The following is a 25,866-nucleotide window of genomic DNA, read 5'->3' on the forward strand; positions in this document are numbered from 1 at the left end:
GCTTGGGTCATGTCGAATCACGCCCCCGCATTGGCCCTTGGTGACGTCCAGCGCGAGGTCCTGGCGGCCCTGTCCAGGTCGCAGGTTGCCTCGCACCGGGAGGTGCAGCGGGCGCAGGTGCTGCTGATGGCGTCCGAGGGTCTGGCCAATGAGTGGATTGCCCGGGTGGTGGGCGTGAACCCGGGCACGGTGCGTGCCTGGCGTGCCCGCTTTGCCCAGGACGGGCTGGTGAAGTTCGGTGCGGTGCGTGCCGGGCGCGGCCGGAAGCCGGTGATCCCGGAAGCGAAGATCGCCGAGATCGTGTGGCTGACGCAGAACACCAGGCCGGCGGCGGAAACACACTGGTCGGTGCGTTCCATGGCCGCCCGCGTCGGTGTCTCCCCGGCCCAGGTGCAGCGGATCTGGGCCGCCCGGGGGCTCAAGCCCCACCTGGTCAAGACGTTCAAGCCCTCCAACGATCCGAACTTCGACGAGAAGCTCATTGACGTGTGCGGGCTGTACCTGAACCCGCCGGAGAACGCGATCGTGCTGTGCATGGACGAGAAGACTTCCATCCAGGCCCTGGACCGCACCCAGCCGTCCCTGCCCATGGTCAAGGGCCGCGGGGAAACCATGACACACGACTACAAGCGCAACGGGACCACCACGCTCTTCGCCGCCCTGGAGGTCGCCACGGGCAAGGTGCTGGGAACGTGCGTGCCCAAGCACCGCCACAATGAATTCCTTGATTTCCTGAAGACCCTTGAGAAGGAAGTCCCGAAGGGCTTGGAGATCCATCTGATCATCGACAACTACGCGACCCACAAGCATGCCAACGTCAAGGCCTGGCTCCAGAAGCATCCGCGGTTCCACCTGCACTTCACACCGACGTCCTCGTCCTGGCTGAACCTGGTCGAAGGCTGGTTCCGGGACCTGACGGAGAAGGCCCTGCGCCGCGGAGTCTTCCACTCCGTGCCGGACCTCATCGAAAAAATCGAGGACTACATCCGCGCCAACAACGAAAACCCCAAGCCGCTGATCTGGACCGCGACCGCCGAATCCATCCTTGAAAAAGTCAACCGCGGCCGCGTCGCACTTCAAGCCACCAAACAAAACTGAGACACCACACTAGTGTGGTGCTCACCGAGCCGGAGAGCCAAACGCTGGCCGTGGGACTGTATTCCTTTGTGGCGGACACCAAATCCAAGAATTGGGGCGTGTTCTCCGCGGGCGCTGTCCTGGCCGCGGTCCCGGTCATGGCGCTCTTCCTGTTTTTGCAGCGGTACATTGTCAGCGGTCGGGTCCAGCGCGTCTGGGTGCGCTCCGTGCAGGACGGCGAGCCTCGCTACGACGAGGCGGCCCGTTTGGGCGAGGCCGACGGTTGGACGTGGTGGGAGGCCGCCATGCTGGTGGCCAACCCCGTGGCCAAATACCGTTTCCTCTTCGAAGCGGCCTCGGAGTGCGGCCGGTGCGAATACTGGTGGCTGAACAACGCCGGCCTGCACAACCGCGATGTCTCCGACTACGCGGACTTCAGGCTGAGTGCACTCGCCGCGGAACCGGACTGGGTGCACCGGTCGGTGATGTACCAGATCGTCCCCGACAGGTTTGCCCAGTCCGCGGACGCCGATGTGCACACTGCGCCATCGTCTACCTGACCCCGTTCTTCCCCGCCGGGTCCAACCACCGCTACGACGCCGCCACCTTCGAAGGCGTGGATCCGCTGCTGGGCGGCGATGCGGCCCTGATCGACCTGGTGGCGGCCGCCCACGCCCGCGGCATGAAGGTGGGGGGTGACCTCACGGCCAACCATTCCGTCAGCAGCCATGAATGGTTCCAGCGCGCGCTCACCGATCCCGCGGCGCCCGAGGCTGGCTACTACCACTTCAGCCCGGACTACAGCAGCTACGAGTCATGGCGGGGCGTGCCCTCGCTGCCCAAATTCAACTGGGCCTCGGCCGGACTGTGCGAAGCCTATACCACGGGCGAGGACTCGGTGGTGGCACATTGGCTCAAACCACCCTTCAACCTGGACGGCTGGCGGCTCGACGTGGGCAACATGGCGGGGCGCCTGGGCGCGCAGGACGTGAACCATGAGGTGGCCACGTTGATCCGGGACCGCGTGGTGGCGGTCAATCCCGACGCCCTGCTGCTGGGGGAGCCCACCAGCGACGCCGGCCCCGACGCCGACGGTTCCGGCTAGCAGGGGGCCATGACGTACTCCAACTTCACCCGGCCGCTGTGGCAATGGCTCGCCGGCGATGCCCGCGGCGTGGACTTCTTCGGCCCGCCGCTGGATGGTCCCAACCGGATCCCGGCGGAGGTCTTTCTGGCCACGCACCAGGACAGGATCTGGCCGGTGCCTTCAGCTGGCGCGTCCGCTCGTCGAATATGAACGCGCTCAACACCCATGACACGGCCCGCGCCGCCAGCGTGATGCTCCACGGCGGCCAGCTCGTGGGTGCGGCCACGGCCTTCACGCTGCCGGGCATCCCCGTGGTCTTTGCCGGCGACGAGTTTGGCCTGCGGGGGACCAACGGGGAGTTTTCCCGGACGCCGATGCCGTGGGAGGACCCGGAACGGATCGCCACGGACCTGCGCGCGGCCTACGGGCAGTTGGCGGCCCTGCCCCACGAACATGACGCGTCCGCCGGCGGCGGGCTCGCTGCACGTTGTGGCCGCCAGGAGTGCGTTTTCGGGCATCCGCTTTGACGCCGCGGTGCTCTTCGGCGCCGCTCTGGCCGCCATCGCCGGGGCACCGCTCTTCGCGACGGGGGAGTGGTCGTGGGCAGCGGCCGACGGCGGGGGTGTGCTCGGGGGATCCGGCCCGGTGCGTACATCTGGCGCCTTCCCGGCAGCCCGGCGCCAAACCACGCGGGATGACGGCCGGCGTCCCGCCGTGAACCCGCCAGGGTTTCTGTGGGGCACCGGCTGTTGCCTAGACTGATACCCAGCGGCCGGGGCAGTTGCGCGGCCGCCAGGATCGACGGGATTGGACCTACTGTGGCGCCACACAACACCACCAACGCGGCATTTGTGCAGGACCTGGGGGCGGCGCTGGCACCGGAGCAGCTGAGCGTCGACGCCGGTGTGCGCGCCGCCTACGCCGTCGACCAGGGGCCCGTGACGGACTACGCCGAGCCCCTGGCGGTGGTCTGGGCCGGATCCGTGGCGGACGTGCAGGCGGTGGTCCGCATCGCCGCAGCGCACGGCGTACCCGTGATCGCCCGCGGTGCCGGCACAGGGGTCTCCGGCGGGGCGCATGCCACCACCGGCAGCATCATCCTGAGCCTGGAGCGGATGGACCGCATCCTGGAGATCAACGCCGAGGACGAAATTGCCCGGGTGGAGCCCGGCGTCGTCAACGCCGACCTGAACGACGCCGTGGCCGAGCACGGCCTGATGTACGCGCCGGACCCGGCCAGCTACAAGACGTCCACCATCGGCGGCAACGTGGCCACGAACGCCGGCGGTCTGCGCTGCGCCAAATATGGGGTCACCCGCGACGCCGTGCTGGCCCTGGACGTGGTGCTGGCGGACGGGCAGCTCATCCACACCGGGCACCGCACGTTCAAGGGCGTGGCCGGCTACGACCTCACCAGCCTGTTCGTCGGCTCCGAGGGGACACTGGGCATCGTGGTGGGCATCACCGTGCGGCTGAAATACCTGCCCATGGACATCCGGACCCTGGCCGTCTTCTTCCCCACCGTCCAGGCCGCAGCCAGGGGCGTGCTGGCTCTGGGCAAGGCCCGCGTCCAGCCGTGCATCCTGGAACTGATGGATGGCCCGTCCCTGCAGGAACTGGACTTTCGCAACGGCTCGGACTTGGCCAGCCGCGGCACGGCGCTGCTCCTGGCCCAGTTCGACGGACTGGCCGCCGCCCAGGAAGTGGAGATCGCGACGGCAGAGCTGACCGCACTCGGCGGCAGCGTCAACCAGGAGCACTCCGACGAGGCGGCGCGGCTGGTGGACCTGCGCCGGCACAGCCGCGGCATGGATGTGGACTCGGAGATCACGGTGGGGGAGGACGTGGCCGTGCCGCGCTCGCAGCTGGTCCACTACGTGAGCGCACTGGAGGAAATGGCCGCGCGCCACGGTGTGGGCGTGCGCGTCATCGCCCATGCCGGCGACGGCAACCTGCACCCGACGTTCTATGTGGAGAGCCAGGATGCCCGGTCCGTGGCCGCCCTCAACCGTGCCCTGGACGAGTCCATTGAAAAGGCGTTGGAGCTCGGTGGCACCATTACGGGCGAGCACGGCGTGGGCCAGTACAAGCTCCGCTGGCTGCCGTTGGAACAGCGCGAAGAGGTGTTGGAGCTCCAGCGCCGGCTCAAGGACCTGTTCGATCCGGCCCATGTCCTCAACCCGGGCAAGGCCATTTCCGCTCCGGCCTGACTTGCATTATTCACAACGCCACGGGAGGATGCCACGGGGAGGAAAATTCCGCCCCCGTGGTGGAGCCCGCCAAATACTCGGAGTTTTGCATTGAATTCGCGCATTCGTTCTGCCGCCGCGACGGGGCTCTCGGCCCTGGCCCTTGTCCTTTTGGGATCGGTTGGCGCCCTGTCGGTGTCCAGTGCGGCCCATGCCGATGACAAGCCCTCCGCCACCGCCCCCGCCGTGGTGACTCAGCCTGCAGAAACCACCGCTCCCGCGGCACCCACCACCGCTGCGCCCCAGCCGAGCCTGGAGCCGGTGGAGCCGGCCCCGGCTCCGGCGACGGTGCCTGCACCGCAGCCAACCGCCACAGTGGTGCCGGATGAACCCACCCCGGCCGCGGAAGAGACTGCCACGGACGAGCCCACCACCTCGGACAGCCCCAGCGAATCGGCCTGGCCCACCTATACGGCGAGCCCCAAGGCAACGGTCAGCGACGCCGCCACCGACAAGCCGTCCGGGGGTTCGACGAGCCTCACCGATGTCCAGACTGCCTCCACCAGCGGCGGGGTCATGACCTGGCTGCTGGTGCTGCTTTCGGCCGCTGTCATTGGCGGCGGCATGTACACGGTGTATGCCCTGAACAAGGAGAGCGCGGGCCGCCACTAGGCCTCGCGCGCGGCGGTCCCGGCTCCCAGCCGCACCCAGCGCGCCGCGACGGTCCACCCCGTCCAGGACACCGGAGTGGTGCCGTCCCGGAGGGGGTTGGGCGTCACGGGTGCAGTTGGGTGTCATGGTTCGAGTTCCATGGCGGTGCGGGGTCTCGGCTCCGCTCGACCAGCGAGGTCTCGCGGGGCTGCTAGGGTGTGTCTCCCAATGCGGCGCTCCAGATGACGACGGCGTGCAGGACGGCCGCTGAGCGGTAGGTGAGGGCCAGTTTGTCGTAGCGGGTGGCCAGGGACCGCCATTGCTTGAGGGTGTTGAAGCTGCGCTCGACCACATTGCGCCGTTTGTAGGCGTCCCTGTCGTATCTGACGGGGCGTCCCCCGGCGGAGCCCTTGCGTTTCCGGTTGGCCTTCTGGTCGTCCTTTTCCGGGATAACGCACTCGATGCCCCGCCCGCGCAGGTACGCCCGGATTGCTTTGGAGGAATAGGCCTTGTCGGCCATGGCCCGGTCCGGGCGGGTGCGGGCCCGGCCGGGACCGGGCCTTTCTACCTTCAGGGCCTCCATGAGGTTCTCAAACATCGGCGAGTCCCCGCCCTGGCCCGGCCCCAGCAGCAGGACCAGGGGACGCATGTTGCCATCCACCAGGGCGTGGATCTTGGTGGTCAGCCCGCCGCGGGACCGGCCGATGGCATGGTCCTCAGGCTCGTCGAGCAGATTCCTGTAATTCGACAGGTCCCCCTGTGTGGCGGGGCAGGTTCGTGCCGTGCTGGTGGGCACGGTTGACCGTGGAGTCGATCGAGACCTCCCAGTTGATCAGCCCGGCCGTGTCCGCGCGGGTCAGCAACGCCGCCAGGACCTTGTCCCAGGTCCCGTTGGCGGCGTTGCGGCGGTGGTGCTTCCACACGGTCTTCCACGACCCGAAATAGGCAGGGAGATCACGCCATGGGATCCCTGCCCGGTAGCGGTAGATGATGCCCTCGGTCATCAGCCGGTGGTCGTTGAAGGGTCGGCCCGGTTTCCCCGACGAATCGGGCATCAACGGGGCAATGGACTCCCACTGGGCATCGGACAACACGGAATAGCGAGAAGGCACCCATCAATCATGCCAAACCGCAAAACCACTGATTAGGAGACACACCCTAGTCGTCCTCGGATTCGGTGAGGACGCCGCCCTCTAGAATTGCCATGGTGGCGGTGTCGGCCGTGAGCATGATGGCGGCCTCGTCCCGGCGGTGGCGCAGGATGGTGTCGATGTAGCTCTGCAGCGCCTCCGACAAGGGTGTGTTGCGGTCCTGGGCCTGGGACATGTACCAGCGGTGCTCCAGCACCTCGTGGACCACCTCCGCCGGTTCCAGCTTGCCGCCGAGCTCGCGCGGGATGGCGCGGACGATCGGCTCGAAGATGGAGCTCACCCAGGAGTGGGCGCTGATCTCCTCGTCCAGGTCCGGGTTGGTGTCCGCCCGGAAGGAATCCATCTCGTTCAGCAGCCTGCGGGCCTGGTTTTCCTGGGCATCGATGCCGGTCAGGCGCAACAGCCGGCGCTGGTGGTGGCCGGCGTCGACCACCTTGGGTTGGAGCTGGATGGTGGAACCGTCCGGGGTGGTCTTGATGGCGTATTCCTCCACATCGAAGCCCAGCTCGTTGAGCCGGCGGATGCGGGCGCCCACGCGCCACCGTTCGCCGAGTTCGAAGGATTCCTTCTCCGTGAGTTCTTTCCAGAGCCGGCGGTAGCTCTCCATGATGAGCTCGCTGGTGGCCACGGGGTCCACCTTTTCCTCGATCAGGCCGCCCTCGAGCAGGTCCATGAGTTCCCCGGCGATGTTGACCCGGGCAATCTCCAGATCGTACTCGCGCTGGCCGGTGGAGAGGTCCGGGTAAAGCTCGCCGGTTTCGGCGTCCACCAGGTAGGCCGCAAAGGCACCGGCATCGCGGCGGAAGAGCGTGTTGGACAGGGAGACATCGCCCCAGTAGAAACCGATCAGGTGCAGCCGGACCAGCAGCAGGGCCTGCGCGTCGATCAGGCGGGTCAGGGTGTCGCGGCGCAGCTTCTGCGAGAACAGGGCCCGGTAGGGCAGCGAGAACTTCAGGTGACGGGTGACCAGCACCGGGTCCAGTGGTGCGCCCGTCGGGGTGGTGCGGCCGGTGATGACGGCGACCGGCTCCACGCAGGGCACGTCCAGCCGGGCCAGTTTGCGCAGCATATGGTACTCGTGGCGGGCCACGTGCTCGGAGGTTTCCTTGATGGCGATCACGGAGCCATCCAGGTGGGCAAAGCGCACCACGTGGCGGGAGATGCCGCGGGGCAGGGCCGCCAGGTTCTCCGCCGGCCAGTCCTCCAGCCGGATGTGCCAGGGCAGGTCCAGCAGCCCGGGATCGGCCGAGGCCGCGGTGATGTTCAGTGAACCGAGCACCGACGCCGGGGCAGCGGTGGTGGTGCCCACGCGGGGCAGCTTGCCGTGCTGGTCAAAATCCGTGGGTTCATCGGTCCACTGGGCGCCGCTGGGTTCAGTCATGGCCTCATTCTTTCTTAAAAGGGAAAGCGCGGGTGACTCGTGTGGTCCCGGCAAGCGTGACCAGCGGAGTCACCCGCGCAATCCGGTGGGGACTAGCCCAGACGCAGACCGGACGTGGCGTCGAACAGGTGGACGTGGCCAACCTGCGGACGGACGTAGATCTTGTCGCCCTTGAGCGGGGGACGGCGGCCGTCGACACGGACCACGATGTCGCGGTCGGCGCCATCGATGGAGGTGTGGCCGTACACGTAAGCGTCGGCACCGAGCTCTTCAACGACGTCGGCCTCAACGGCCATGCCGTCGCCGGCGCCAACGAGTTCCAGGTCCTCCGGGCGGACACCCAGCGTGACGGTGGAGCCGTGGGCAGCTTCGAGGACATCGCGCGGCACGGGGTAGACGGCGCCGCCGAACTTCACGCCGCCGTCGACGACGGGCAGCTCGAGCAGGTTCATGGCGGGGGAGCCGATGAAGCCGGCCACGAAGACGTTCTTGGGCGTGTCGTAGAGGTTGCGCGGGGTGTCAACCTGCATCAGCAGGCCGTCCTTCAGCACTGCCACGCGGTCACCCATGGTCATGGCCTCGACCTGGTCGTGGGTCACGTAGACGGTGGTGACGCCCAGACGGCGGGTCAGCGAGGCGATCTGGGTGCGGGTCTGCACGCGCAGCTTGGCATCGAGGTTGGAGAGCGGCTCATCCATGAGGAAGACCTGCGGGTTGCGCACGATGGCGCGGCCCATGGCAACGCGCTGGCGCTGGCCACCGGAGAGGGCCTTGGGCTTGCGGTCCAGGTACGCTTCCAGGTCCAGCAGCTTTGCGGCTTCCCGGACGCGGGTGGCGCGCTCTTCCTTGGAAACGCCGGCGATCTTCAGGGCGAAGCCCATGTTGTCGGCGACGGACATGTGCGGGTACAGCGCGTAGTTCTGGAAGACCATTGCGATGTCGCGGTCCTTCGGCGGAACGTCGGTGACGTCGCGGTCGCCAATGAGGATGCGGCCGGCGTTGACGTCTTCCAGGCCTGCGAGCATGCGCAGGGAGGTGGACTTGCCACAGCCGGAGGGGCCAACGAGGACGAGGAATTCGCCATCGGCGATTTCAATGTTGAGCTTGTCAACAGCGGGCTTGTCGGTGCCCGGGTAAAGACGCGTTGCGTTGTCAAAAGTAACTGTAGCCACAGTTGATCAATCCCTTCATCGGCAGGTACGTGCCGAACGATCCGTTGTGAATGGTGAGTATTCAGTTGTGGTTGGCGGTGAGGCCAACAGTTAGAAGTATGGCATACCGCGGGGTGCGCTTCGTCACATTTGCTCCGGCCGTCCACATGCTGGACGGCCAGAATGGCCCTACGACGCGGGGATCCGCGCCGCCAGCTGGGCCAGCGAGGGCTCGCGGCCCAGCTCGATGTGCGCATAGGCCAGCGCTGCGGCCAGGTCCGGTTTTCCCGCACGGATGGCCGCGGACAGGGCCAGATGCTCGGTGTACTGGGCCTGGGGGTCCCTGTCGCTGGTGAGCGCGAACAGCCGCCGCAGCCGCCCCAGCACCGGGCGCATGGCCGTGTCGAGCAGCGAGTTGTCGCTCATGGCGATGATCTCGGCATGGAAGGCGGTGTTGGCGGCAGCGATCGCCGGGACGTCGTCGGCCAGCATGGCCGCTTTGGTCCGGTCCATCAGCTCGGCCAGCCGCGGGGAGGCGCCGCCGGCGGCGACGGATTCGGCGGCCTTGCGCGCGGCAAAGACCTCCAGATTCAGCCGGACGTCGAACAGTTCCTCCACGTCCTTGAGCGTGAAACCGCGCACGACGGCGCCGCGCCGGGGGAAGGTGGCAATGAACCCGTCCGCTTCCAGCTGGGGCAGGGCCTCCCGGATCGGGATCCGGGAGACCGCCAGGTCCTCCGAGATCTCGCGTTCACGCAGCCGGTGGCCCGCGGCATACTCGCCGCGGATGATCTTGTCGCTGATGCGCAGATAGGTCTGGTCGGCGAGCGAGCGGTGCGGCTGCGGGCCGGCGTCGGGGTCCGGATGGTCCATGGGTCTGTTTCCTCCACTGCGGGCGGTCGGCGCGTGCCCACTGCCAGCATAAGCGAACGGGCGGGGCCGCCCGCATGGCGGCCCCGCCCGGTGCGGTGGTGCCTAGACCAGCCGGAGCTGGTCCGCCACCACACGGCCCTGGTGGATCACCGTGCGGTCGGCCGGGCGGTCCATGACCGCGGCGCTGACGCATTCGGCCGCCACCAGCACCAGCTCGGCGGGGTCGCCGACGGCGGTGCCCGGGCGGTCCGCCGTCGAGGCCAGGCGCGTGGCGCCGGGGTCCAGGATGGAGGCGCCGCCCACGGTGGCCACGGCCAGGGCGTGCTCGAGCAGTTCGTCCGCGCGGAAGCCGTTGGCGAAGGCCAGCTGCCAGGTGCGGTCCAGCATGTCCGCGTTGCCGTACGGGGACCAGTAGTCGCGCTGGCCGTCCTCGCCCAGGCCCACCCGGACGCCGGCCGCGGCCAGCTCGGCCAGCGGCAGCTGGTGGCGGCCCCCGGGCGCGACTGTCGCGGTGGAAATGTCCAGCTCGGCCCAGGTCTCGATCAGCCGGCGGGTGTGCGCCTCGCTGACACCCCAGAGCGGGTAGCCGTGCGAGATGGTGACGTTGCCCTGCATGCCCAACGCCTTGGTGCGCTCGGCAATGAGCTCGGCGCTGAAGTGGCCCAGCTCGCCGGGTTCGTGCAGGTGGACGTCGATGGGCACCTGGTACTTCTCCGCCAGCCCAAAGAGGACGTCCAGATGGCGCACGGGGTCCCGGTCCAGGGTGCAGGGATCGATGCCGCCCATGACGTCGGCGCCGTTCTTCAGCGCCTCCTCCATCAGGGCCGCGGTGCCGTCCTCCAGCAGCAGGCCGGCCTGCGGGAAGGCGATGATCTTGACCTCGGCGCGGTCCTTGTGGGTCTCCCGGGCGGCGGCCACGGCCTCAAAACGCTCCAATCCGCAGTCCATGTCCACCTGGGCGAAGCCGCGGACCCGGGTGGTGCCGCGTTCGATCATCATGCGCAGGGTGGTCTCGGTGCGTTCGCCCATGGAGGCCTCGGCGTTGCGCCAGTTGTTGCGGTCGTTCATCATCATGCCCCAGACGCCCGGGGCGCCGGTGTGTTCGCGGAAGGGCAGGCCCAGGCGGGTGGAGTCGAGGTGCACGTGCACGTCGGAGAAGGAGGGCAGCAGCAGCCGATCCCGCCCCTGGACCACCGTGGCCGAGGCGTCGGCCACGGTGGCCGGGTCGTGCGGGGCGACGGCGGCGATGCGGCCGTCGGCCAGGGTGACGTCGCTGGACTGGCCGCCCCACGGGCGCACCTGCCGGAGAATCGTGGATGCCATGAATGGGCCTTTCGCCGCTGAAGGAGTATTTTGTATCCCAAATATGGCAATACTAACGCTAAATTGCCAACATTGTGCGCATTTTCTCTATTTTGGTATACCAGAACTCGTCTTCGGCTAGCGGTGGCTGCGTTCGTCCAGGAGCAGCTCCAGTACCGGGGGCAGTCCGGCGGGGGAGGGAATGCGGAAGCCCGCCGCCGTGTCTCCGGGGCCGACCTTGACGCCGACGTCGGCGGGCCCCAGGGCGGCAAAGGCATGTTCGTCGGTGACGTCGTCGCCGGCAAAGAACACGGCCGTGGCGCCGGCCGCCTCCTTAAGCAGCGCCAGCCCCTGGCCCTTGTCGGCATGGACCACGGCGGCCTCCAGCACGCGCTTGCCGTCGGAGAGGAAGACCCCGGGCAGTGCGGCCAGCAGGCCCCGCGCGGCGGCAACGGCGGCGTCACCGGTGGACTCGTCCGTCTGCCGGGTGTGCAGGACGGCGCCGGCCGGCTTGTATTCGACGGTGGTGCCTGGGTGCGCGGCAGCCACCGCCTCCATGATCTGGACCGTTTGGTGCAACGCCGCCGCCTGGGCCGCGTCCAGCGCCAAGGGCTCGGCACCGGGCCCCAGCCAGACCTCCGCACCGTGGCTGCCCACCAGCAGTGTGTCCGTCGTCGGGCCGGCGACCAGGCGCAGGCTGGCCAAGGCCCGCCCGGAGATCAGCGCCGTCGTCGTGCCCGGCAGTGCGGCCAGTGCGGCCAATGCCGAGGCCGACTCCGGCAGCGGTCGGGCGTCCTGGGGCCGCGGCACCAGCGGTGACATGGTGCCGTCAAAGTCCAAGGCCACCAGCAGGTGCTCTGCAGCGGCAAGGCGCACGACGGCGCTGTGCAGCCCGGCGGGTAGCTCCCGGTCCGCTGTCACGGCAGGTGCGCCCCACCCTTGGCCGCGCTCTGGGCCAGCGTGGCCAGGAAGTCCCTGGACCAGCGCTGGACATCGTGGTCCAGCACCTGCCGGCGCATGGAGCGCATCCGCCGGCCGGACTCGGACCGGCTGAGGTTGACGGCCTTCACGATGGTCTCCTTGAGCCCGTCGATGTCGTGCGGATTCACCTGCAGGGCGGCCTTGAGCTGGTCCGCGGCACCGGTGAATTCGCTGAGCACCAGGGCGCCCGTGCTGTCCACGCGGGAGGCCACATACTCCTTGGCCACCAGGTTCATGCCGTCGCGCAGGGCGGTGACCAGCATGACGTCGGCGGCCAGGTACAGCGCCACCATCTCCTCCACCGGGTAGCTGTGGTGCAGGTAGCGGATGGCGGTGTTCTGCATGGTGTCGAACTGGCCGTTGATCCGGCCCACCATGCCGTCCACCTCCTCGCGCAGCAGCCGGTAGCTTTCCACGCGCTCGCGGCTGGGGCTGGCCACCTGGATCAGTGCGGCGTCCTCCACCTTCAGGGAGCCGTCGTGCAGCAGCTCGCCGTAGGCCTTGAGCCGGTGCGTGATGCCCTTGGTGTAGTCCAGCCGGTCCACGCCCAGCAGGATGGTCTTCGGGTTGCCCAGGTCTTCGCGGATCTGCTTGGCGCGGGCAATGACGTCCGGGCGGACCGCCAGCTCCTGGATGCGGCCGACATCGATGGAGATGGGGAACGGCTCGGCCCGGGAGCTACGGCGCGCGCCGCCGCTGGCGGTTTCCAGGTTTACATGCCGGGCCTTGACCGTGGCGCCCAGGAAGCGGCGGGTGCAGCGCAGGAAATTGGCGGTGTCGCTGGGGCGCTGGAAGCCGATCAGGTCAGCGCCCAGGAGCCCCTCCAGGATCGACTGGCGCCAGGGCATCTGGGCAAAGATCTCGGGGGAGGGGAACGGGATGTGGTTGAAGAAGCCAATCACCAGGTCCGGCCGGAGCTCGCGCAGGTACTGGGGGACCAGCTGCAGCTGGTAGTCCTGGACCCACACGGTGGCGCCCTCCGCGGCGACGGCGGCCACGGCCTCGCCAAAGCGCAGGTTGACCTGGTGGTAGGCGTCCCACCACGTGCGGTGGAACTCGGGCGGGGCAATGACGTCATGGTAGAGCGGCCAGAGGGTGCTGTTGGCAAAGCCCTCGTAGTACAGCTCAACTTCTTCCTCCGACAACGGGACGGGGACCAGATGCATGTTCTGGTTGTCGAAGGGTTCCAGCGTCTCGCCGGGAGCGCCGTGCCAGCCCACCCAGGCGCCGTCGTGCCCCTCCATCACCGGGGCCAGTGCCGTGACCAGCCCGCCGGGGGAACGCCGCCAGCCCTGGACGCCGTCGTCGTCGGTGACCCGGTCCACGGGCAGGCGGTTGGAGACCACGACAAAGTCGTAGGGGCCGCGCGCGGCGAGCGGGCGGTCCACATTGGGGCGGACGATCTGGATCGGCCGCGTAAGGGGACTGGACAAGCGTGACTCCCACCACTGATGGATCCTTTGTCCCAGCGTAACCGTTCCCCCGCGGGCGTGCAGGCATGTGGTGCGGCCACAAGGTTGCTTCAAGGTTTCTCACCTAGACTGAACCCGATGCCGCCGCGCGGTCCAGATGCCGCGCCTACTACGACGAGGAACAACGAGCCAATGAACGACGACTCACGGCTGTCCAAAGCCGAACGCACAGCCAAGGCCCGCGAACAGGCCCGCGTAATCCGCGAGGCGCAGGCCAAAAAGGAGAAGCGCAACAGCTGGCTGATCCGTGGCGGCGTACTGCTTGCCGCCGTGGCCGTAGTAGTCATCGCCGCCCTCTTCATCGTCCAGGCGCAGAAGAACGCCGAGCCCATCCCGGCCGCCGGTCCGGTCCCGGCCAACGCCAACGCCTACGGCGGCGTGGTCCTGGGCAAGGACAACGCCGTGGTTCCTCCGGCAGCCGCCGCGGGCACTGTGGACAAGGGCACCCTGCCGCCGGCCCCGACCGCTGCGCCCACCGCGGCCACCGACCTGTCCGCCATTGGCATTGCCAACTCTGGCGACGGCAAGCCCGTGCAGATCGTGGCCTACATCGACCTGCTCTGCCCGCACTGCAAGGCCTTCGAGGACAGCTTCGGCGCCCAGCTGAAGACCTGGCAGGACGCCGGCAAGGCCACCGTGGAGTACCGTTCCACCGGCCTGCTGGACCAGTACTCCACCACCAACTACTCCTCCCGCGCCGCCGCCGCGGCCGCCTGCGTGGCCAACTCCGTGCCCGAGAAGTACTCGGCCTTCCTGCATGGCGCCTTTGCCCAGCAGCCCGCCGAGAACGGCCCCGGCCTGACCAACGACCAGCTGAAGAAGATCGCCTCCGACGCCGGGGCGGACATCAGCGGTTGCGTGGACGCCAAGACCTACCGCCCGTTCGTTGCGTACACCACCGCCAGCGCCACCGCCCACGGCGTCAACGGCACGCCCACCGTGTTTGTGGACGGCCAGCAGTGGAGCACCGGCGACTTCGGCGCCTTCGCCACTGCCATCGTGGACGCCAAGAAGTAGATCGTCCCTTTGCACCACAGGCCGGGCCCGCAGCATTCGCTGCGGGCCCGGCCTGTTTTCGTGATCGGTGCATGCCTGAGCTACCCTTGTCTAGCGCCGAAAGTGCGTGTCTGTGGCCTGGGGGCCGCATGGCACGCGGTGCACGCCTCCTTAGCTCAGTTGGCCAGAGCACCTGTCTTGTAAACAGGGGGTCGCCGGTTCGAATCCGGCAGGGGGCTCCACCCGAAAGGCCCCGGTTCCCAGCAATAGCAAGGGATCGGGGCCTTTGCGTTGCAAGACTGCCATTCTTCTTGACGAAACTGATCAGGTGTGGATTCCCTTGGAATCCGGCCGATTCTCTAGGGAATTGTGACTGGATTCGAATGAAGCTTCGTTGCCGCAACGGCCTCCGAGCATCTGTGCTTGGAATACACCGCCATGGCAATGCAACGGGCGAGTGCGACCGATGCGGAAAAGCCGCCCGAACCTCTGGATGCGAGCCAGAGGTTCGGGCGGCTTTTGGTGGGTCAAAGGCAGGGGCTGCGGCAGGCTAGACCAGGGTGGCAACCGGCAGGGGCTCCAGCGGCACGTGGCGCACCGCTCCCTTGTCTGCCGACAGAGCGAAGGCCGCGTACGCACGCAGTGCGGGGGAGACGGCGCGCTCGCGGTTGCGGGGCCGGTAGCCGGTGGTCGCCTCCAGCAGTGCGCGGCGGCGGCCAAGCTCGTCGTCGGACACCTCCACGGTGATGGAGCGGGCGGGAATGTCGATGGAAATCGTGTCCCCGTTCTCGACGAGCGCGATGTTTCCGCCCGCGGCAGCCTCCGGGGAGACATGGCCGATCGACAGCCCGGACGTGCCGCCGGAGAACCGGCCGTCGGTGATGAGGGCGCACTTCGCCCCCAGCCCGAGACCCTTCAGGAACGACGTCGGGTACAGCATTTCCTGCATGCCCGGGCCGCCGCGCGGTCCTTCGTAGCGAATCACGACGACGTCGCCGGCGACGATCTGCTTGCTCAGGATGGCCTCGACCGCATCGTCCTGCGATTCGAAGACCACGGCCGGGCCGGAGAACTGGAAGATCGATTCGTCCACGCCGGCGGTCTTCACCACGCAGCCGTCGACCGAGATGTTGCCGCGGAGCACGGCCAGGCCGCCCTCAACCGAGTGCGCGTGTTCCATGGAGTGGATGCAGCCGTTCTGTGCGTCCAAGTCCAGGGTGTCCCAGCGCTCGGACTGGGAGAATGCCTCGGCGGAGCGCACGCAGCCGGGGGCGGCATGGAACAGCTCGACGGCGGTGTCCGTCGCCTTGCCTCCGCGGATGTCCCAGTCGTCCAGCCAGGAGCGCAGGTCTTCGCTGTGCACGGAGCGGACGTCGTGGTTGAGCCGGCCGCCGCGGTCCAGCTCGCCCAGGATGGCGGGGATGCCGCCGGCGCGGTGCACGTCCTCCACCAGGTAGTCGCCGTTAGGGGCAACCTTGGTCAGGCAGGGGGTGCGGCGGGAGATCTCATCGATGTCCTCCAGGGTGAAGTCAAGCTCGGCTTCCTGGGCTGCTGCGAGCAGGTGCAGGATGGTGTTCGAGGACCCTCCCATGGCAATGTCCATCGTCATCGCGTTCTCAAACGCCGCCCGGCCGGCGATCGCCCGCGGAAGGACGGAGTCGTCGTCGCCGAAGTAGTGGGCGTTGGTGATGTCGACAATCGCCTTGCCGGCATCCTGGTAGAGGTCGCGGCGGGCGGTGTGGGTGGCCAGCGTGGTGCCGTTGCCGGGCAGGGAGAGGCCCAACGCCTCGGTCAGGCAGTTCATCGAGTTCGCGGTAAACATGCCCGAACAGGAACCGCAGGTGGGGCACGACGCCTCCTCGATGCGGAGCAGGTCCTCGTCGGAGACAGAATCATTGACGGCGTCGGCAATGGCGGAGATCAGGTTCAGGCGCTTGCGCACCGTGCCATCGACCAGGACGGCGGTGCCGCCCTCCATTGGTCCGCCGCTGACGAAGACGGTGGGGATGTTCAGGCGCATGGCGGCCATCATCATGCCGGGGGTGATCTTGTCGCAATTGGAGATGCAGATCAGCGCATCGGCGCAGTGGGCGTTGACCATGTACTCGACCGAGTCGGCGATCAGGTCGCGCGAGGGCAGCGAGTAGAGCATGCCGCCGTGGCCCATGGCAATGCCGTCGTCGACGGCGATCGTGTTGAACTCGCGCGGGATGCCGCCGGCCTCGATGATGGCGTCGGAGACGATGCGCCCGACCGGCTGGAGGTGGGTATGCCCGGGGACGAATTCGGTGAAGCTGTTGGCGACGGCGATGATCGGCTTTCCGAAGTCGGAACCCTTGACGCCGGCGGCGCGGAGCAGGGCGCGTGCGCCGACCATGTTGCGGCCGTGGGTGACTGTGCGTGAACGAAGAGGAGGCATGGCACCAGTCAACCAGCCCAAGCGCCGGGGGTGGAAGACGCTCCTGATACTAGTAGTGGCAGTGCTAGATTTAGTCGAATGAGTGATGAGCGCAGGCGGGAGCTGGGGCAGTTCCTGCGGGACAGGCGCGGGAGCCTTGTCCGCGCGGAGCTGGGGTTGGGGCCCATCGGACGCAACCGAACCCTGGGCCTGCGCCGTGAAGAGGTGGCTTCCTTTTCCGCGGTCAGCGTCACCTGGTACACCTGGCTCGAACAGGGCCGGGAGATCAATGCCTCCCGGCAGGTGCTCGAGGCCATCTCGCGGGTGCTTGGCCTGACCGGCGCCGAGAGGTCGTACCTGCTGGCGATGGGCGGCTATGCTCCCGTTCCGGCCGCGGAGGTCGCCATCATCGAGCAGGCCCCCGCGCACCTTCAGCGCCTGCTTGACTCCCTCGACTTCCCGGCCTTCGCCGTGGCCCCGGACTGGGGGATCGCCGGCTGGAACCGCGCCTACGCCGGCCTGTATTCACGGATCGCTTCCGTGGACCCGGCCGACAGGAACCTGCTGTGGTTGATCTTTACGGACCCGCACCTGCGCGAAATGCTGCCCGACTGGGAAGAAACCTCACGGCACTTTGTTGCCGAGTTCCGGGCCGAGGCAGGGGCCCGGCTCGGATCGGCCGCCCACGCCGCGCTGATCAACCGGTTGGGTGAGGCCAGCCCGGAGTTCGCCCAGCTCTGGGCCGACCGCGGGGTGGAGCGGTTTGCCTCCCGACAACGGGTGTTCCTGCATCCCGTCGTCGGTGAGCTGGTCTTTGAGCAGCACCGCCTGGTGCCCTCGGACGCGCCGGAACTGCACCTGGTGATGTACGCCCCGGTGCCGGGCACGCCAACCGGTGCGCGGATGCTGGCGCTGGTGGCTGATTAGGCGCCGCTTCGGCGTGATCTTCCCGGCCCGGCCATGTTGAATGAACCGGAGTATTATGTGCGTATGTGACGCATGTCATATCAATTTTCCCACTTCATAAAATGCACATTCCACTATTTGGAATTTAGTTTTCGGAGGGATTATGAGCGGCCCGGTTGAAGGACCACGCGGAACTCCAGACCTGACTGAACATGGCCATCATCCCGAAATTCGAAGGATCCACTCGGAGGGGCGCGTTGTCAGCGACCGGCTCTGGAATGAAGACCTTGCCCCGGCGCGGGAGCGCAAGTGGAATGTCCGGAGCCTGTTTGCCCTGTGGATGTGCGATGTCCACAGCATTGCCGGCTATACCTTTGCTGCCGGCCTGTTCATCACGGGCTTGGTGGGCTGGCAGGTTTTCCTGGCCTTGGTGCTGGGAATTTTCATTGTCTATTTCCTGATGAATTTCGCCGGTACGGCGGGGCAAAAGACAGGTGTCCCGTATCCGGTGCTGGCGAGGATCTCCTTCGGGCTGTTTGGTGCAAACCTTGCCGCTTTGATCCGGGCCTTGATCGCCATTGCCTGGTACGGCATCCAGACCTGGCTGGCCTCGCAGGCGGTCCTGGTGCTGGTGTTCTCGATCTGGCCGGAGCTCGCGTACCTGAATGCCCGCGGCACGGTGGACATCCTCGGGTTGACCCCGATCGGCTGGCTGGCGTTCCTGGTGCTCTGGGCGGTGCAGCTGCTGGTGATCCGCCGTGGGATGGAAACCGTGCGCCGGTTCCAGGACTGGGCCGGACCGGCGATTTGGGTTGCGATGCTGGCCTTGGCCATCTATATCGTGTCCCAGGCCGGCAGCAGGTTCAGCCTGGCGATCCCCGGCGTCGAACCGTTGCAGGGCCCCGCGGTCCTGAGCCAGTTCCTTGCCGCCACGGCCCTGACCGTGACGTACTTCGCCGCGCTGCTGCTCAACTTCTGCGACTTTTCCAGGTTCGCCCCGAACCGGAGGACCATCCTGGTGGGGAACTTTTGGGGCCTGCCGGTGAACTTCATTGCCTTCGCACTGGTCACCGTGGTGGTGACGGCGGGTGCGGCGTCGTACTTTACCGATGACCAGTACCAGGGCGAGGACATGTTCAAGGTCATCACGGATCCGGTGACGATCATCAAGGCGATCAACAACCCGTGGATAACGATCATTGGAGCGGTGACCTTCGTTGTTGCCACCATCGGCATCAACGTGGTGGCAAACTTCGTCTCGGCGTCCTACGACCTTGCCAACCTGGCTCCGCGGCTGATTTCGTTCCGCCGGGGCGGGTTGATCAGCGCAGTGCTGGCCATCGTGATTCTGCCGTGGAACCTGTTCAACAGCCCCGTGGTGATCACCTATTTCCTGGGCGGTCTGGGCGCGTTGCTCGGCCCGCTGTTCGGCGTCCTGTTCACCGACTTTTTCCGGGTCCGCCACCAGCGGATCAAGATTTCCGATCTGTACCATGAGGACCCCCAGGGCCTGTATGTCTACACGCGCGGCTGGAACCCGAAGGCGTTGGCGGCGTTTATCCCGGCCGCAATCATTGCCGGCATCGTGGCCCTGACTCCGGGCCTCCAGAACATCCTGCCCGGTGGCGGCGGCCTGGGCCCGTACTCCTGGTTTGTCGGTGTGGTCATTGCCGGAATCATCTACTTCGTGATCACCCGCAACGATCCGGTGATCAAGCGTGCCATTGCGGAGGCCGACGGCTGAGCGCATGCCCGCTACCGCGCACGACGGCGGCCGCACCGGTGTGGTGCGGCCGCCGCTGCGTCCGGATGTGCGCCCGCATCGATGGCGCCAGCCGGCTATGCGGGGTCTGGTTTGTCGCGCCGTTCGTGCGTCTCTCCGTAGGGGACGTCGCGGCTGACGGCGACGGTGTAGCTGGTGCAGTCGTGCCGGGTGACCAGGATGCCGTGCCGGCGGTCCTGCATGGCACGTGCGCGGGCGATGGCCTCGGCGGTGTTCAGGTCGTTTTCGATGGTGTCCGGATCGTGGGCGGTGATTTCCAGGACGAGGTCGGAATGGTGCTTGATCATCGTGGTCTCCATTGGGGTGGTCTGCCGGAGGTGCCGGCGTCGGAATGGGGATGGACAACGGGTGCCGGGAAGGGGCATGCAGGGCTGGGGAGGAAGCTGTGGTTCGGTGGGGTGCCCGGCATGCTGTGATGGGGCGGCGGCCGGCCGTGGTGTCCGGCGGGCTGGATCGGGAGCGTTGTACGTCTCGCGGATCCACCCCCAGTCTGTGCGATCGGCGGCCCGGAGGCAAGCTGTGCCAGCACTTTTGTTGCCTGCACCGGCGGAAAGTGGCGAAGGTCACTCCGATGGGCCAACGGCGAAGACGGCTAGCGCGGCCCCATCTCGGACCCGAAAATTGGCCCCGGGTCCGGCCTCTTGGGCGCCACGCCGCCGCTGATGGGGTGGCGGGCGATTCCGCGGAGGACCCATGGCACCAGGTAGTCGCGGGTCCAGGCCAGGTCCTCCGTCCTGGCCTGGCGCCAGCCTTGCGGAGGAAGGGGAAGGGGGAAAAGCGGCTGCAGGGAATGGTCCACGTTCAATGCGTCCAGGACCATGACGGCAACGGTGTGGTGCCCCAGCGCGGACAGGTGCAGCCGGTCTTCGTCCCACATTTGCGGATCGGCCAACCGGGACAGGGCCCACATGTCGGCCACCACGGCATCGTGCTGTGCCGCAATGGTGCGCAGGTTCTCGTTGAAGATGGCAATCTTGGCCCGGAACCGCCCCAGGACAGTTGACCGTCCGGAATCGGGCCCAACGAAGAGGACCACTGTTGCTCCGCCCGACGCCAACACTGCGATGGCCGGGTCAAGCATTGCCGCCATCTTGTCCGGGTCGCTGCCGGGATGGATGATGTCGTTGCCGCCGGCCTGGAAGGACACCAGATCCGGCTTCAAGGCCATGGCCGGGGCAAGCTGGCAGTCGATTACCTGTTCCAGCAGCAGGCCGCGAACGGCCAGGTTGGCATAGGAGAAACCATTCTGCCTGGCGCCGAGTTCCTCCGCGGTGCGGTCCGCCCAGCCCCGGTGCCCGCCCACGCTTCCGGGATCTGGATCGCCCAGCCCCTCGGTGAGGGAGTCCCCGAGCGCGACGTAGCGGTGCCATGGGTGCTGGTTGGCCAAGGGGGCAGCCGCTGCGGCTTCGGGCCCGCGCGAAGTGTTCTCCGGCCCTGCACCACGGATGATCACGGCACTTCCGCCTCCTATTGGCCCCCAACCCCTACACTGCCACTTTTGCCAAGGGCGGCGTCGTCTTTGGTCTGAACGGTTTTGGCGGATTCCTTCCCCGCGCGCCGGGCAGCGGTCTCGGCGGGCACGATCAGGGCGAGCGAGACGGCCAGGCACAGAGCGAGCAGGACACTGCCGGCGGTCAGGGCGTTGCCGACGTGGCCGGCGACGGCAACCTGTGTGGTGCTGCCCCCGGTTGCCGTTGCACCCGCGGCGGTGACGAGGATGCCGAGGCCGAGGCTGCTGCCGAGCTGGTGGGCGGTGTTGACCAGCCCGGAGGCGGCCCCGGCGTCCCGGGCGGTGGCGCCGGCGATGCCGGCCGAGGTGAGGGGTGCGAAGGCGAGGCCCTGGCCGATGCCGAGCAGCACCATGGGCAGTGCAACGGCGGTCAGGTAGAGGCTGCCGGCGTCGATCCGGCTCAGCCACACCATGCCGGCAAGCGTCACGGCGACGCCGATGGCGAGCAGCGCCGCGTTCCCAAACCGTGCCGTCAGCCGCGGAATGGCCATGGCGACGGCGAAATTGACCACTGTCATCGGGAAGAAGGCCATGCCGGCCTGGAGCGGGTTGTATCCGAGGACTTCCTGGAGGAACTGTGTGGTGAAGTAGAAGAACCCGATCATGGCACCCATATAGAGCATGCGGGCGGTGTAGGCGCCGGTGCGTTCGCCACTTGTGAAAAGCCGCAGCGGCATGATCGGATGCGTGGCCCGCCGCTCGTTGAGCACAAAGAGCGTGAGCAGCACGGCGCCGGCGGCAATGGCGGCGATGGTCGCCGGCGAACCCCAGCCGGCGTCGGCCGAGCTGATGATCCCGAAGACGACGGCACCCATGCCCAGTGTTGCGGTGATGGCGCCGACGACGTCGAACCGTCCCACGGCGCGCAGGGACTCGGGCAGGTACCGGGGCGCCAGGACGATCATGGCGATGCCGATGGGCACGTTGAGAAAGAATCCGGCGCACCAGGAGATCCAGTGGGCGAGGGCGCCGCCGAGGACCAGTCCGAGGCTGGCCCCGATGCCGGCGGTGGCCCCGTACCAGGCTACGGCCCGCGTGCGCTCGCGGCCCGGCGGGAAGCTCGCAGTCAGCAGGGACAACGACGAGGGGGCAACGATGGCTGCACCGACGCCTTGCAGCGCACGGGCGCCGATCAGCCACCCGCCGTCCGGGGCCAGACCGATCAGCAGCGAGGCAGTGGCAAAGATGGCAAGCCCCGCGAGAAAGACGCGGCGGCGGCCGAGTAGGTCGCCGGCGCGGGCCCCGAGGAGCAGCAAGCCGCCGAAGACGAGCGTGTACGCGTCCTGCACCCAGGCCAGGCCGGTTGCCGACAAGTCCATGGCCGACTGGATGCTCGGCAGCCCCGTGAAAATGATCGAGTTGTCGAGCAGGATCATGAAGTAGCTGGCGAGGATGATCGCCAGGATGGCGCCGGTCTTGGCGGGGGCGGCGGCGGAAGTGCGTGGCACGCGTCTCCTTGGGTTGGGGTGGATTGCGGCGGCGGAACTCCGCCGCCCGCCGTCGTACTGCCTTAGGGCCGGACGAGGACCTTGAGCGCCTCGCGGCTGTCCATGGCGCGGTAGCCGTCGGGCACCTCGTCGAGGCCGATGGTGCGGTCGAAGACCTTGCCGGGCTCGATGGTGCCGTCGAGCACGTCGGACATCAGCTCGTCGATGTAGGCGCGCACGGGCGCGGGGCCGCCGGTGAGGGTGATGTTGGGCCCGAAGAGGCTGCCGAACCCGATGGGGGCTTCCTCGTACTGGGGCACGCCGACGCGGCTGATCACTCCTCCCGGGCGCACGACGCCGACCGCCTGCTGGTAGGCCTCCCGGAACCCGACGGCCTCAAGCACCGTGTGGGTGCCATGACCGCCGGTCAGTTCGCGGACCTTCGCGATGCCTTCGGCGCCGCGCTCGGCGACGACGTCGGTGGCGCCAAACTCGACTCCGAGGTCGGTGCGGTCCCGGTGGCGGCCCATGAGGATGATGCGTTCGGCGCCGAGCCGTTTGGCCGACAGGACGGCCATCAGCCCCACAGCGCCGTCACCGACCACCGTGACGGTGGTCCGCGGATTCACGCCCGCGCTCTTGGCGGCGTGGTAGCCGGTGCCCAGCACATCCGAGAGCGTCAGCAGGGACGGCAGCAGAGCCGGATCCTCACCTCCCGGGACCTTGACAAGGGTGCCGTCGGCCAGCGGCACACGCACGGCCTCGGCCTGGCCGCCGCCGATCCCGTTCCAGAAGCCGCCGTGCAGGCACGAGGTCTGCAGCCCCTCGCGGCAGAACTCGCAGGTTCCGTCGGACCAGGCGAACGGGGCGATGACGAAGTCGCCCTTGGCCAGGGTGGCGACAGCCGAACCCACCTCCTCGACGACGCCGATGAACTCGTGGCCCATCGAGGTCCCCTCGGCGCTGGCCGGCAGCTGGTGGTACGGGTGCAGGTCGCTGCCGCAGATGCACGCATTCACGACGCGCACGATGGCATCGGAGGGGTGTTGCAGCACCGGATCCGGGACGGTCACGATCCGAACGTCGCCGGCTCCGTACATATAGGTTGCTCGCATGGTGTTTAGTCCTCAATGTGGGAAGTCGATCCCGGCGCCGGGGGTCTGCGCCCGGGCCGGTCCTTCCATTGAAGGTGGGCTGCGCCGCGGGTGGGAGTGGCCGCTGGTACAGGTAATGGCAGGGCCTCCCTCCGCTGCGCGGCCCGGCGTACCGTTGACCGCATGGACCACCGAAATGAGATCCGCGAGTTCCTGACCACTCGCCGTGCCACGATCACCCCCGAGCAGGCCGGCCTGCCGGCCTATGGCGGGAACCGCCGGGTGAAAGGGCTGCGCCGCGAAGAGGTCTGCCTCCTCCCCGGCGTCAGCATCGACTACTACGTGCGGATGGAACGGGGCAATCTGGCGGGCGTGTCGGACAGTGTGCTCGAGGCCCTCGCCCGGGCGCTGCAATTGGACGACGCCGAGCATGACCACCTGTTCGACCTGGCCCGCAAATCCGTCGCGGTGCCGCCGGCACGGCGGCGGCCGGCGGCACCCAAGCAGGTGCGCCAGCCGATCCTGCAGATGCTTGAGGCGATCCCGGACGCCCCCGCCTGGCTCCGCAATGCACGGCACGACCTGCTGGCCGCGAACCGGATGGCCCGTGCGCTGTACGCGCCCATGCTCGCCGACCCGCACCAACCACCGAACACCGCCCGTTTCGTCTACCTCGACCCGGCCGCCAAGACGTTCTTTCCCGACTGGGACCGTGCCTCCGACGACATCGCCGCGATGCTCCGGTCGGAAGCGGGAAAGAACCCGTACGACAAGGCCCTCACCGACCTCATCGGCGAACTGTCCACCCGCAGCGAGGATTTCCGGCAACGCTGGGCCGCGCACAATGTGCGCTTCCACCGCACCGGCTTCAAGCGGCTCCACCACCCGATCGTCGGCGACCTCGAACTCAACTTCGAGGCCATGGAGTTCCCCTCCGATCCAGGCCTCACACTCCTCGTCTACACGGCAGCAGCGGGGGCGCCAAGTGCCCGATGCCTTGAAGCTCCTGGCCAGCTGGGCGAGCACCCAAGACCAACCCAACGAACACCCGGCGAGCGCCGCATCGGCCGCCGCTTCACAGAAGGAATAGAAATGCACCTCATCCCCAAGACCCCCTCCACCAAGGGCCCGGGCGGAATGTTCACCGGCGATGTCCACTTCGACGTCATCGCCGCCGGCGTTGCGCCCTCGAGGCTGCGCGTGAACATCGTCAGGTTTGCCCCCGGTGCCCGCACGGCGTGGCACCGCCATGCAAACGGCCAGACCCTCCATGTGACCGACGGCCAGGGGCTGGTCCAGGCCCGCGGAGGCGCCGTCGTCGAAATGCGCCCCGGCGACACGGTCTACACGCCGCCGGGCGAATGGCACTGGCACGGCGCCGCACCCGAGCATTTCATGTCGCACCTGGCGATGTGGGAGTCCCTCGCCGACGGGCAGGACGGCCCCGAGACCGAATGGGGCGAGCACGTGAGCGACGGCGAATACGGAACGCCCCAGCCGTAGATCCGTTGGGCCGGGCCCGGCCGGACGGCGCCATCCCCGCATCCCTGGGGTGGAAGGGTGTTGCCGGCTGGGCCCCCGGGCTAGGCTGGCGCCATGACCGATCAAAGCACTGCCCTTGCAGCCAAAGCCGCCGAATTCCTGCGCCTGCACCAGTCCCCGGACGTCCTCCAGCTCATCAACGTCTGGGATGTGGCCACGGCCCGGGTCATCGCCGATCTGCCGGGCACCACGGCCCTGGCCACGGCGTCGCACTCAATCTCTGCGTCCCTTGGTTATCCGGACGGGGAGAACATACCCGTCGAACTCATGATCGAGGCGGTCGGCCGCATCGCCGCCGCCACCGACCTGCCCGTCAGTGCGGATCTGGAGGCCGGCTACGGCAACCCCGGTGAGACCGTCCGGCGTGCCATCGGGGTCGGCATTGTCGGGGCCAACATCGAGGACCAGATGCGCCCGCTGGCCGACGCGGTGGCGCAGATGGGCGACGCCGTCAGGGCCGGAGCGGCCGAGGGGATCGACTTTTTCCTCAACGCCCGCACCGATGCGTTCCGCAAGGGAGCGGACCGGGACCCCAAGGACGTCCTGGCCGACGCCATCGAACGCGGGCGGGCATTCCTGGATGCCGGGGCGGCCTGCGTTTTCGTGCCGGGAAAGCTGGACGAGCCGACGGTGGCCGCCCTGGTCGAGGGCATCGGCCGTCAGAAGGTCAGCGTCATCAACGTCCCTGGTTCCCTGGCCCCGTCCAGGCTGCAGGAGCTCGGCGTTGCCCGGATCTCCTACGGGCCCTGGACCCAGCGTGTGGCGCTGACCGCCCTGGCGGACGCGGCCCTGGTTCTCTTGAACGACGGCGCCCTGCCGGCGGGGACCCGGGCCCTCAACTGACACCCGCAACACCTGCGCCGCAGGGGAGTGGCACCACTTAACTTAAGCGCTT

Annotated in this window: 23 protein-coding genes, 1 tRNA gene and 1 pseudogene; 13 read left to right on the forward strand and 12 right to left on the reverse strand. The window is 67.9% G+C overall.

Annotation, left to right across the window (positions count from 1 at the left end; genetic code table 11):
• Window positions 1-9: 9 nt before the first annotated feature.
• From ACQCSX_RS17020 to ACQCSX_RS17050, 7 genes and pseudogenes are all read left to right on the forward strand, one after another.
• Window positions 10-1,098 carry an IS630 family transposase gene (locus ACQCSX_RS17020; RefSeq protein ID WP_427016420.1) on the forward strand — a complete coding sequence of 363 codons (1,089 nt, stop codon included), beginning with the start codon at window positions 10-12 and terminating at the stop codon, window positions 1,096-1,098.
• Window positions 1,099-1,109: 11 nt separating this feature from the next.
• Window positions 1,110-1,277: pseudogene (locus ACQCSX_RS17025) on the forward strand (sugar ABC transporter permease); the annotation flags it as partial.
• A gap of 182 nt (window positions 1,278-1,459) precedes the next feature.
• Window positions 1,460-2,182, forward strand: a complete 723-nt coding sequence (locus ACQCSX_RS17030; protein WP_427016421.1) for an alpha-amylase family glycosyl hydrolase — start codon at window positions 1,460-1,462, stop codon at window positions 2,180-2,182.
• A 9-nt stretch (window positions 2,183-2,191) separates the two neighbouring features.
• Window positions 2,192-2,374: a hypothetical protein gene (locus ACQCSX_RS17035; RefSeq protein ID WP_427016422.1), complete on the forward strand. Its 183-nt coding sequence runs from the start codon at window positions 2,192-2,194 to the stop codon at window positions 2,372-2,374.
• A complete protein-coding gene (locus tag ACQCSX_RS17040) occupies window positions 2,371-2,691 on the forward strand; it encodes a hypothetical protein (RefSeq protein WP_427016423.1) in 321 nt (106 codons plus the stop codon). The genes ACQCSX_RS17035 and ACQCSX_RS17040 overlap by 4 nt, the downstream gene beginning before the upstream one ends.
• Before the next feature lie 291 nt (window positions 2,692-2,982).
• The gene (locus ACQCSX_RS17045) at window positions 2,983-4,374 is read left to right on the forward strand and encodes an FAD-binding oxidoreductase (protein WP_427016424.1); all 1,392 of its coding nucleotides are present in this window, start codon (window positions 2,983-2,985) and stop codon (window positions 4,372-4,374) included.
• Window positions 4,375-4,464: 90 nt separating this feature from the next.
• Window positions 4,465-5,025: a hypothetical protein gene (locus ACQCSX_RS17050; RefSeq protein ID WP_427016425.1), complete on the forward strand. Its 561-nt coding sequence runs from the start codon at window positions 4,465-4,467 to the stop codon at window positions 5,023-5,025.
• A 190-nt stretch (window positions 5,026-5,215) separates the two neighbouring features.
• On the opposite strand, the gene ACQCSX_RS17055 is transcribed toward ACQCSX_RS17050, so the two are convergent.
• From ACQCSX_RS17055 to ACQCSX_RS17085, 7 genes are all read right to left on the reverse strand, one after another.
• Window positions 5,216-6,059 (reverse strand): IS5 family transposase gene (locus ACQCSX_RS17055; protein ID WP_427018933.1). Its coding sequence is split into 2 segments (ribosomal slippage): window positions 5,216-5,752 and window positions 5,754-6,059, totalling 843 coding nucleotides; the frame shifts between segments, so codons are not numbered across the junction.
• 103 nt (window positions 6,060-6,162) lie between these two features.
• Window positions 6,163-7,536 carry a DUF4032 domain-containing protein gene (locus ACQCSX_RS17060; protein ID WP_427016426.1) on the reverse strand — a complete coding sequence of 458 codons (1,374 nt, stop codon included), beginning with the start codon at window positions 7,534-7,536 and terminating at the stop codon, window positions 6,163-6,165.
• A 92-nt stretch (window positions 7,537-7,628) separates the two neighbouring features.
• Window positions 7,629-8,708 carry an ABC transporter ATP-binding protein gene (locus ACQCSX_RS17065; RefSeq protein WP_427016427.1) on the reverse strand — a complete coding sequence of 360 codons (1,080 nt, stop codon included), beginning with the start codon at window positions 8,706-8,708 and terminating at the stop codon, window positions 7,629-7,631.
• A 168-nt stretch (window positions 8,709-8,876) separates the two neighbouring features.
• The gene (locus ACQCSX_RS17070) at window positions 8,877-9,560 is read right to left on the reverse strand and encodes a GntR family transcriptional regulator (RefSeq protein ID WP_427016428.1); all 684 of its coding nucleotides are present in this window, start codon (window positions 9,558-9,560) and stop codon (window positions 8,877-8,879) included.
• A gap of 102 nt (window positions 9,561-9,662) precedes the next feature.
• Window positions 9,663-10,883 (reverse strand): amidohydrolase, encoded by a 1,221-nt coding sequence (locus tag ACQCSX_RS17075; RefSeq protein WP_427016429.1) that lies wholly within the window; start codon window positions 10,881-10,883, stop codon window positions 9,663-9,665.
• Between the two features lie 117 nt (window positions 10,884-11,000).
• A complete protein-coding gene (gene otsB / locus ACQCSX_RS17080; protein WP_427016430.1) occupies window positions 11,001-11,783 on the reverse strand; it encodes a trehalose-phosphatase in 783 nt (260 codons plus the stop codon).
• The gene (locus ACQCSX_RS17085) at window positions 11,780-13,252 is read right to left on the reverse strand and encodes an alpha,alpha-trehalose-phosphate synthase (UDP-forming) (protein WP_427019088.1); all 1,473 of its coding nucleotides are present in this window, start codon (window positions 13,250-13,252) and stop codon (window positions 11,780-11,782) included. The genes otsB and ACQCSX_RS17085 overlap by 4 nt, the downstream gene beginning before the upstream one ends.
• 195 nt (window positions 13,253-13,447) lie before the next feature.
• Here ACQCSX_RS17085 and ACQCSX_RS17090 point away from each other — a divergent pair, with 195 nt between their 5' ends.
• Complete coding sequence (locus ACQCSX_RS17090) at window positions 13,448-14,332, forward strand: DsbA family protein (protein ID WP_427016431.1); 885 nt, start codon at window positions 13,448-13,450, stop codon at window positions 14,330-14,332.
• A gap of 144 nt (window positions 14,333-14,476) precedes the next feature.
• Window positions 14,477-14,553 (forward strand) — tRNA-Thr (locus tag ACQCSX_RS17095).
• 308 nt (window positions 14,554-14,861) lie between these two features.
• On the opposite strand, the gene ilvD is transcribed toward ACQCSX_RS17095, so the two are convergent.
• Window positions 14,862-16,730, reverse strand: a complete 1,869-nt coding sequence (ilvD, locus tag ACQCSX_RS17100; RefSeq protein WP_427016432.1) for a dihydroxy-acid dehydratase — start codon at window positions 16,728-16,730, stop codon at window positions 14,862-14,864.
• A gap of 78 nt (window positions 16,731-16,808) precedes the next feature.
• Here ilvD and ACQCSX_RS17105 point away from each other — a divergent pair, with 78 nt between their 5' ends.
• Together ACQCSX_RS17105 and ACQCSX_RS17110 are read left to right on the forward strand one after the other, a co-directional pair.
• The gene (locus tag ACQCSX_RS17105; protein ID WP_427016433.1) at window positions 16,809-17,636 is read left to right on the forward strand and encodes a helix-turn-helix transcriptional regulator; all 828 of its coding nucleotides are present in this window, start codon (window positions 16,809-16,811) and stop codon (window positions 17,634-17,636) included.
• Between the two features lie 142 nt (window positions 17,637-17,778).
• Complete coding sequence (locus ACQCSX_RS17110) at window positions 17,779-19,359, forward strand: NCS1 family nucleobase:cation symporter-1 (RefSeq protein ID WP_427016434.1); 1,581 nt, start codon at window positions 17,779-17,781, stop codon at window positions 19,357-19,359.
• Between the two features lie 95 nt (window positions 19,360-19,454).
• On the opposite strand, the gene ACQCSX_RS17115 is transcribed toward ACQCSX_RS17110, so the two are convergent.
• The 4 genes from ACQCSX_RS17115 to ACQCSX_RS17130 all read right to left on the reverse strand — a co-directional run bounded on the left by ACQCSX_RS17115 (window position 19,455) and on the right by ACQCSX_RS17130 (window position 23,450).
• Window positions 19,455-19,685 (reverse strand): hypothetical protein, encoded by a 231-nt coding sequence (locus tag ACQCSX_RS17115; protein WP_427016435.1) that lies wholly within the window; start codon window positions 19,683-19,685, stop codon window positions 19,455-19,457.
• Between the two features lie 305 nt (window positions 19,686-19,990).
• Window positions 19,991-20,785 carry an SGNH/GDSL hydrolase family protein gene (locus tag ACQCSX_RS17120; RefSeq protein ID WP_427016436.1) on the reverse strand — a complete coding sequence of 265 codons (795 nt, stop codon included), beginning with the start codon at window positions 20,783-20,785 and terminating at the stop codon, window positions 19,991-19,993.
• Window positions 20,786-20,865: 80 nt separating this feature from the next.
• Window positions 20,866-22,356 carry an MFS transporter gene (locus ACQCSX_RS17125; protein WP_427016437.1) on the reverse strand — a complete coding sequence of 497 codons (1,491 nt, stop codon included), beginning with the start codon at window positions 22,354-22,356 and terminating at the stop codon, window positions 20,866-20,868.
• Window positions 22,357-22,418: 62 nt separating this feature from the next.
• Complete coding sequence (locus ACQCSX_RS17130) at window positions 22,419-23,450, reverse strand: zinc-dependent alcohol dehydrogenase family protein (protein ID WP_427016438.1); 1,032 nt, start codon at window positions 23,448-23,450, stop codon at window positions 22,419-22,421.
• Between the two features lie 162 nt (window positions 23,451-23,612).
• Between ACQCSX_RS17130 and ACQCSX_RS17135 the strand changes: the two genes are divergently transcribed.
• Both ACQCSX_RS17135 and ACQCSX_RS17140 read left to right on the forward strand, forming a co-directional pair.
• Window positions 23,613-24,932, forward strand: a complete 1,320-nt coding sequence (locus ACQCSX_RS17135) for a (R)-mandelonitrile lyase (protein ID WP_427016439.1) — start codon at window positions 23,613-23,615, stop codon at window positions 24,930-24,932.
• A gap of 93 nt (window positions 24,933-25,025) precedes the next feature.
• Window positions 25,026-25,814, forward strand: coding sequence for an isocitrate lyase/PEP mutase family protein (locus ACQCSX_RS17140; protein WP_427016440.1), 789 nt, complete (start codon window positions 25,026-25,028; stop codon window positions 25,812-25,814).
• The last annotated feature ends 52 nt before the right edge of the window (window positions 25,815-25,866 follow it).

Origin of the sequence: Pseudarthrobacter sp. P1 (genome assembly GCF_050156935.1) — a bacterium.
GTDB lineage: Bacteria > Actinomycetota > Actinomycetes > Actinomycetales > Micrococcaceae > Specibacter.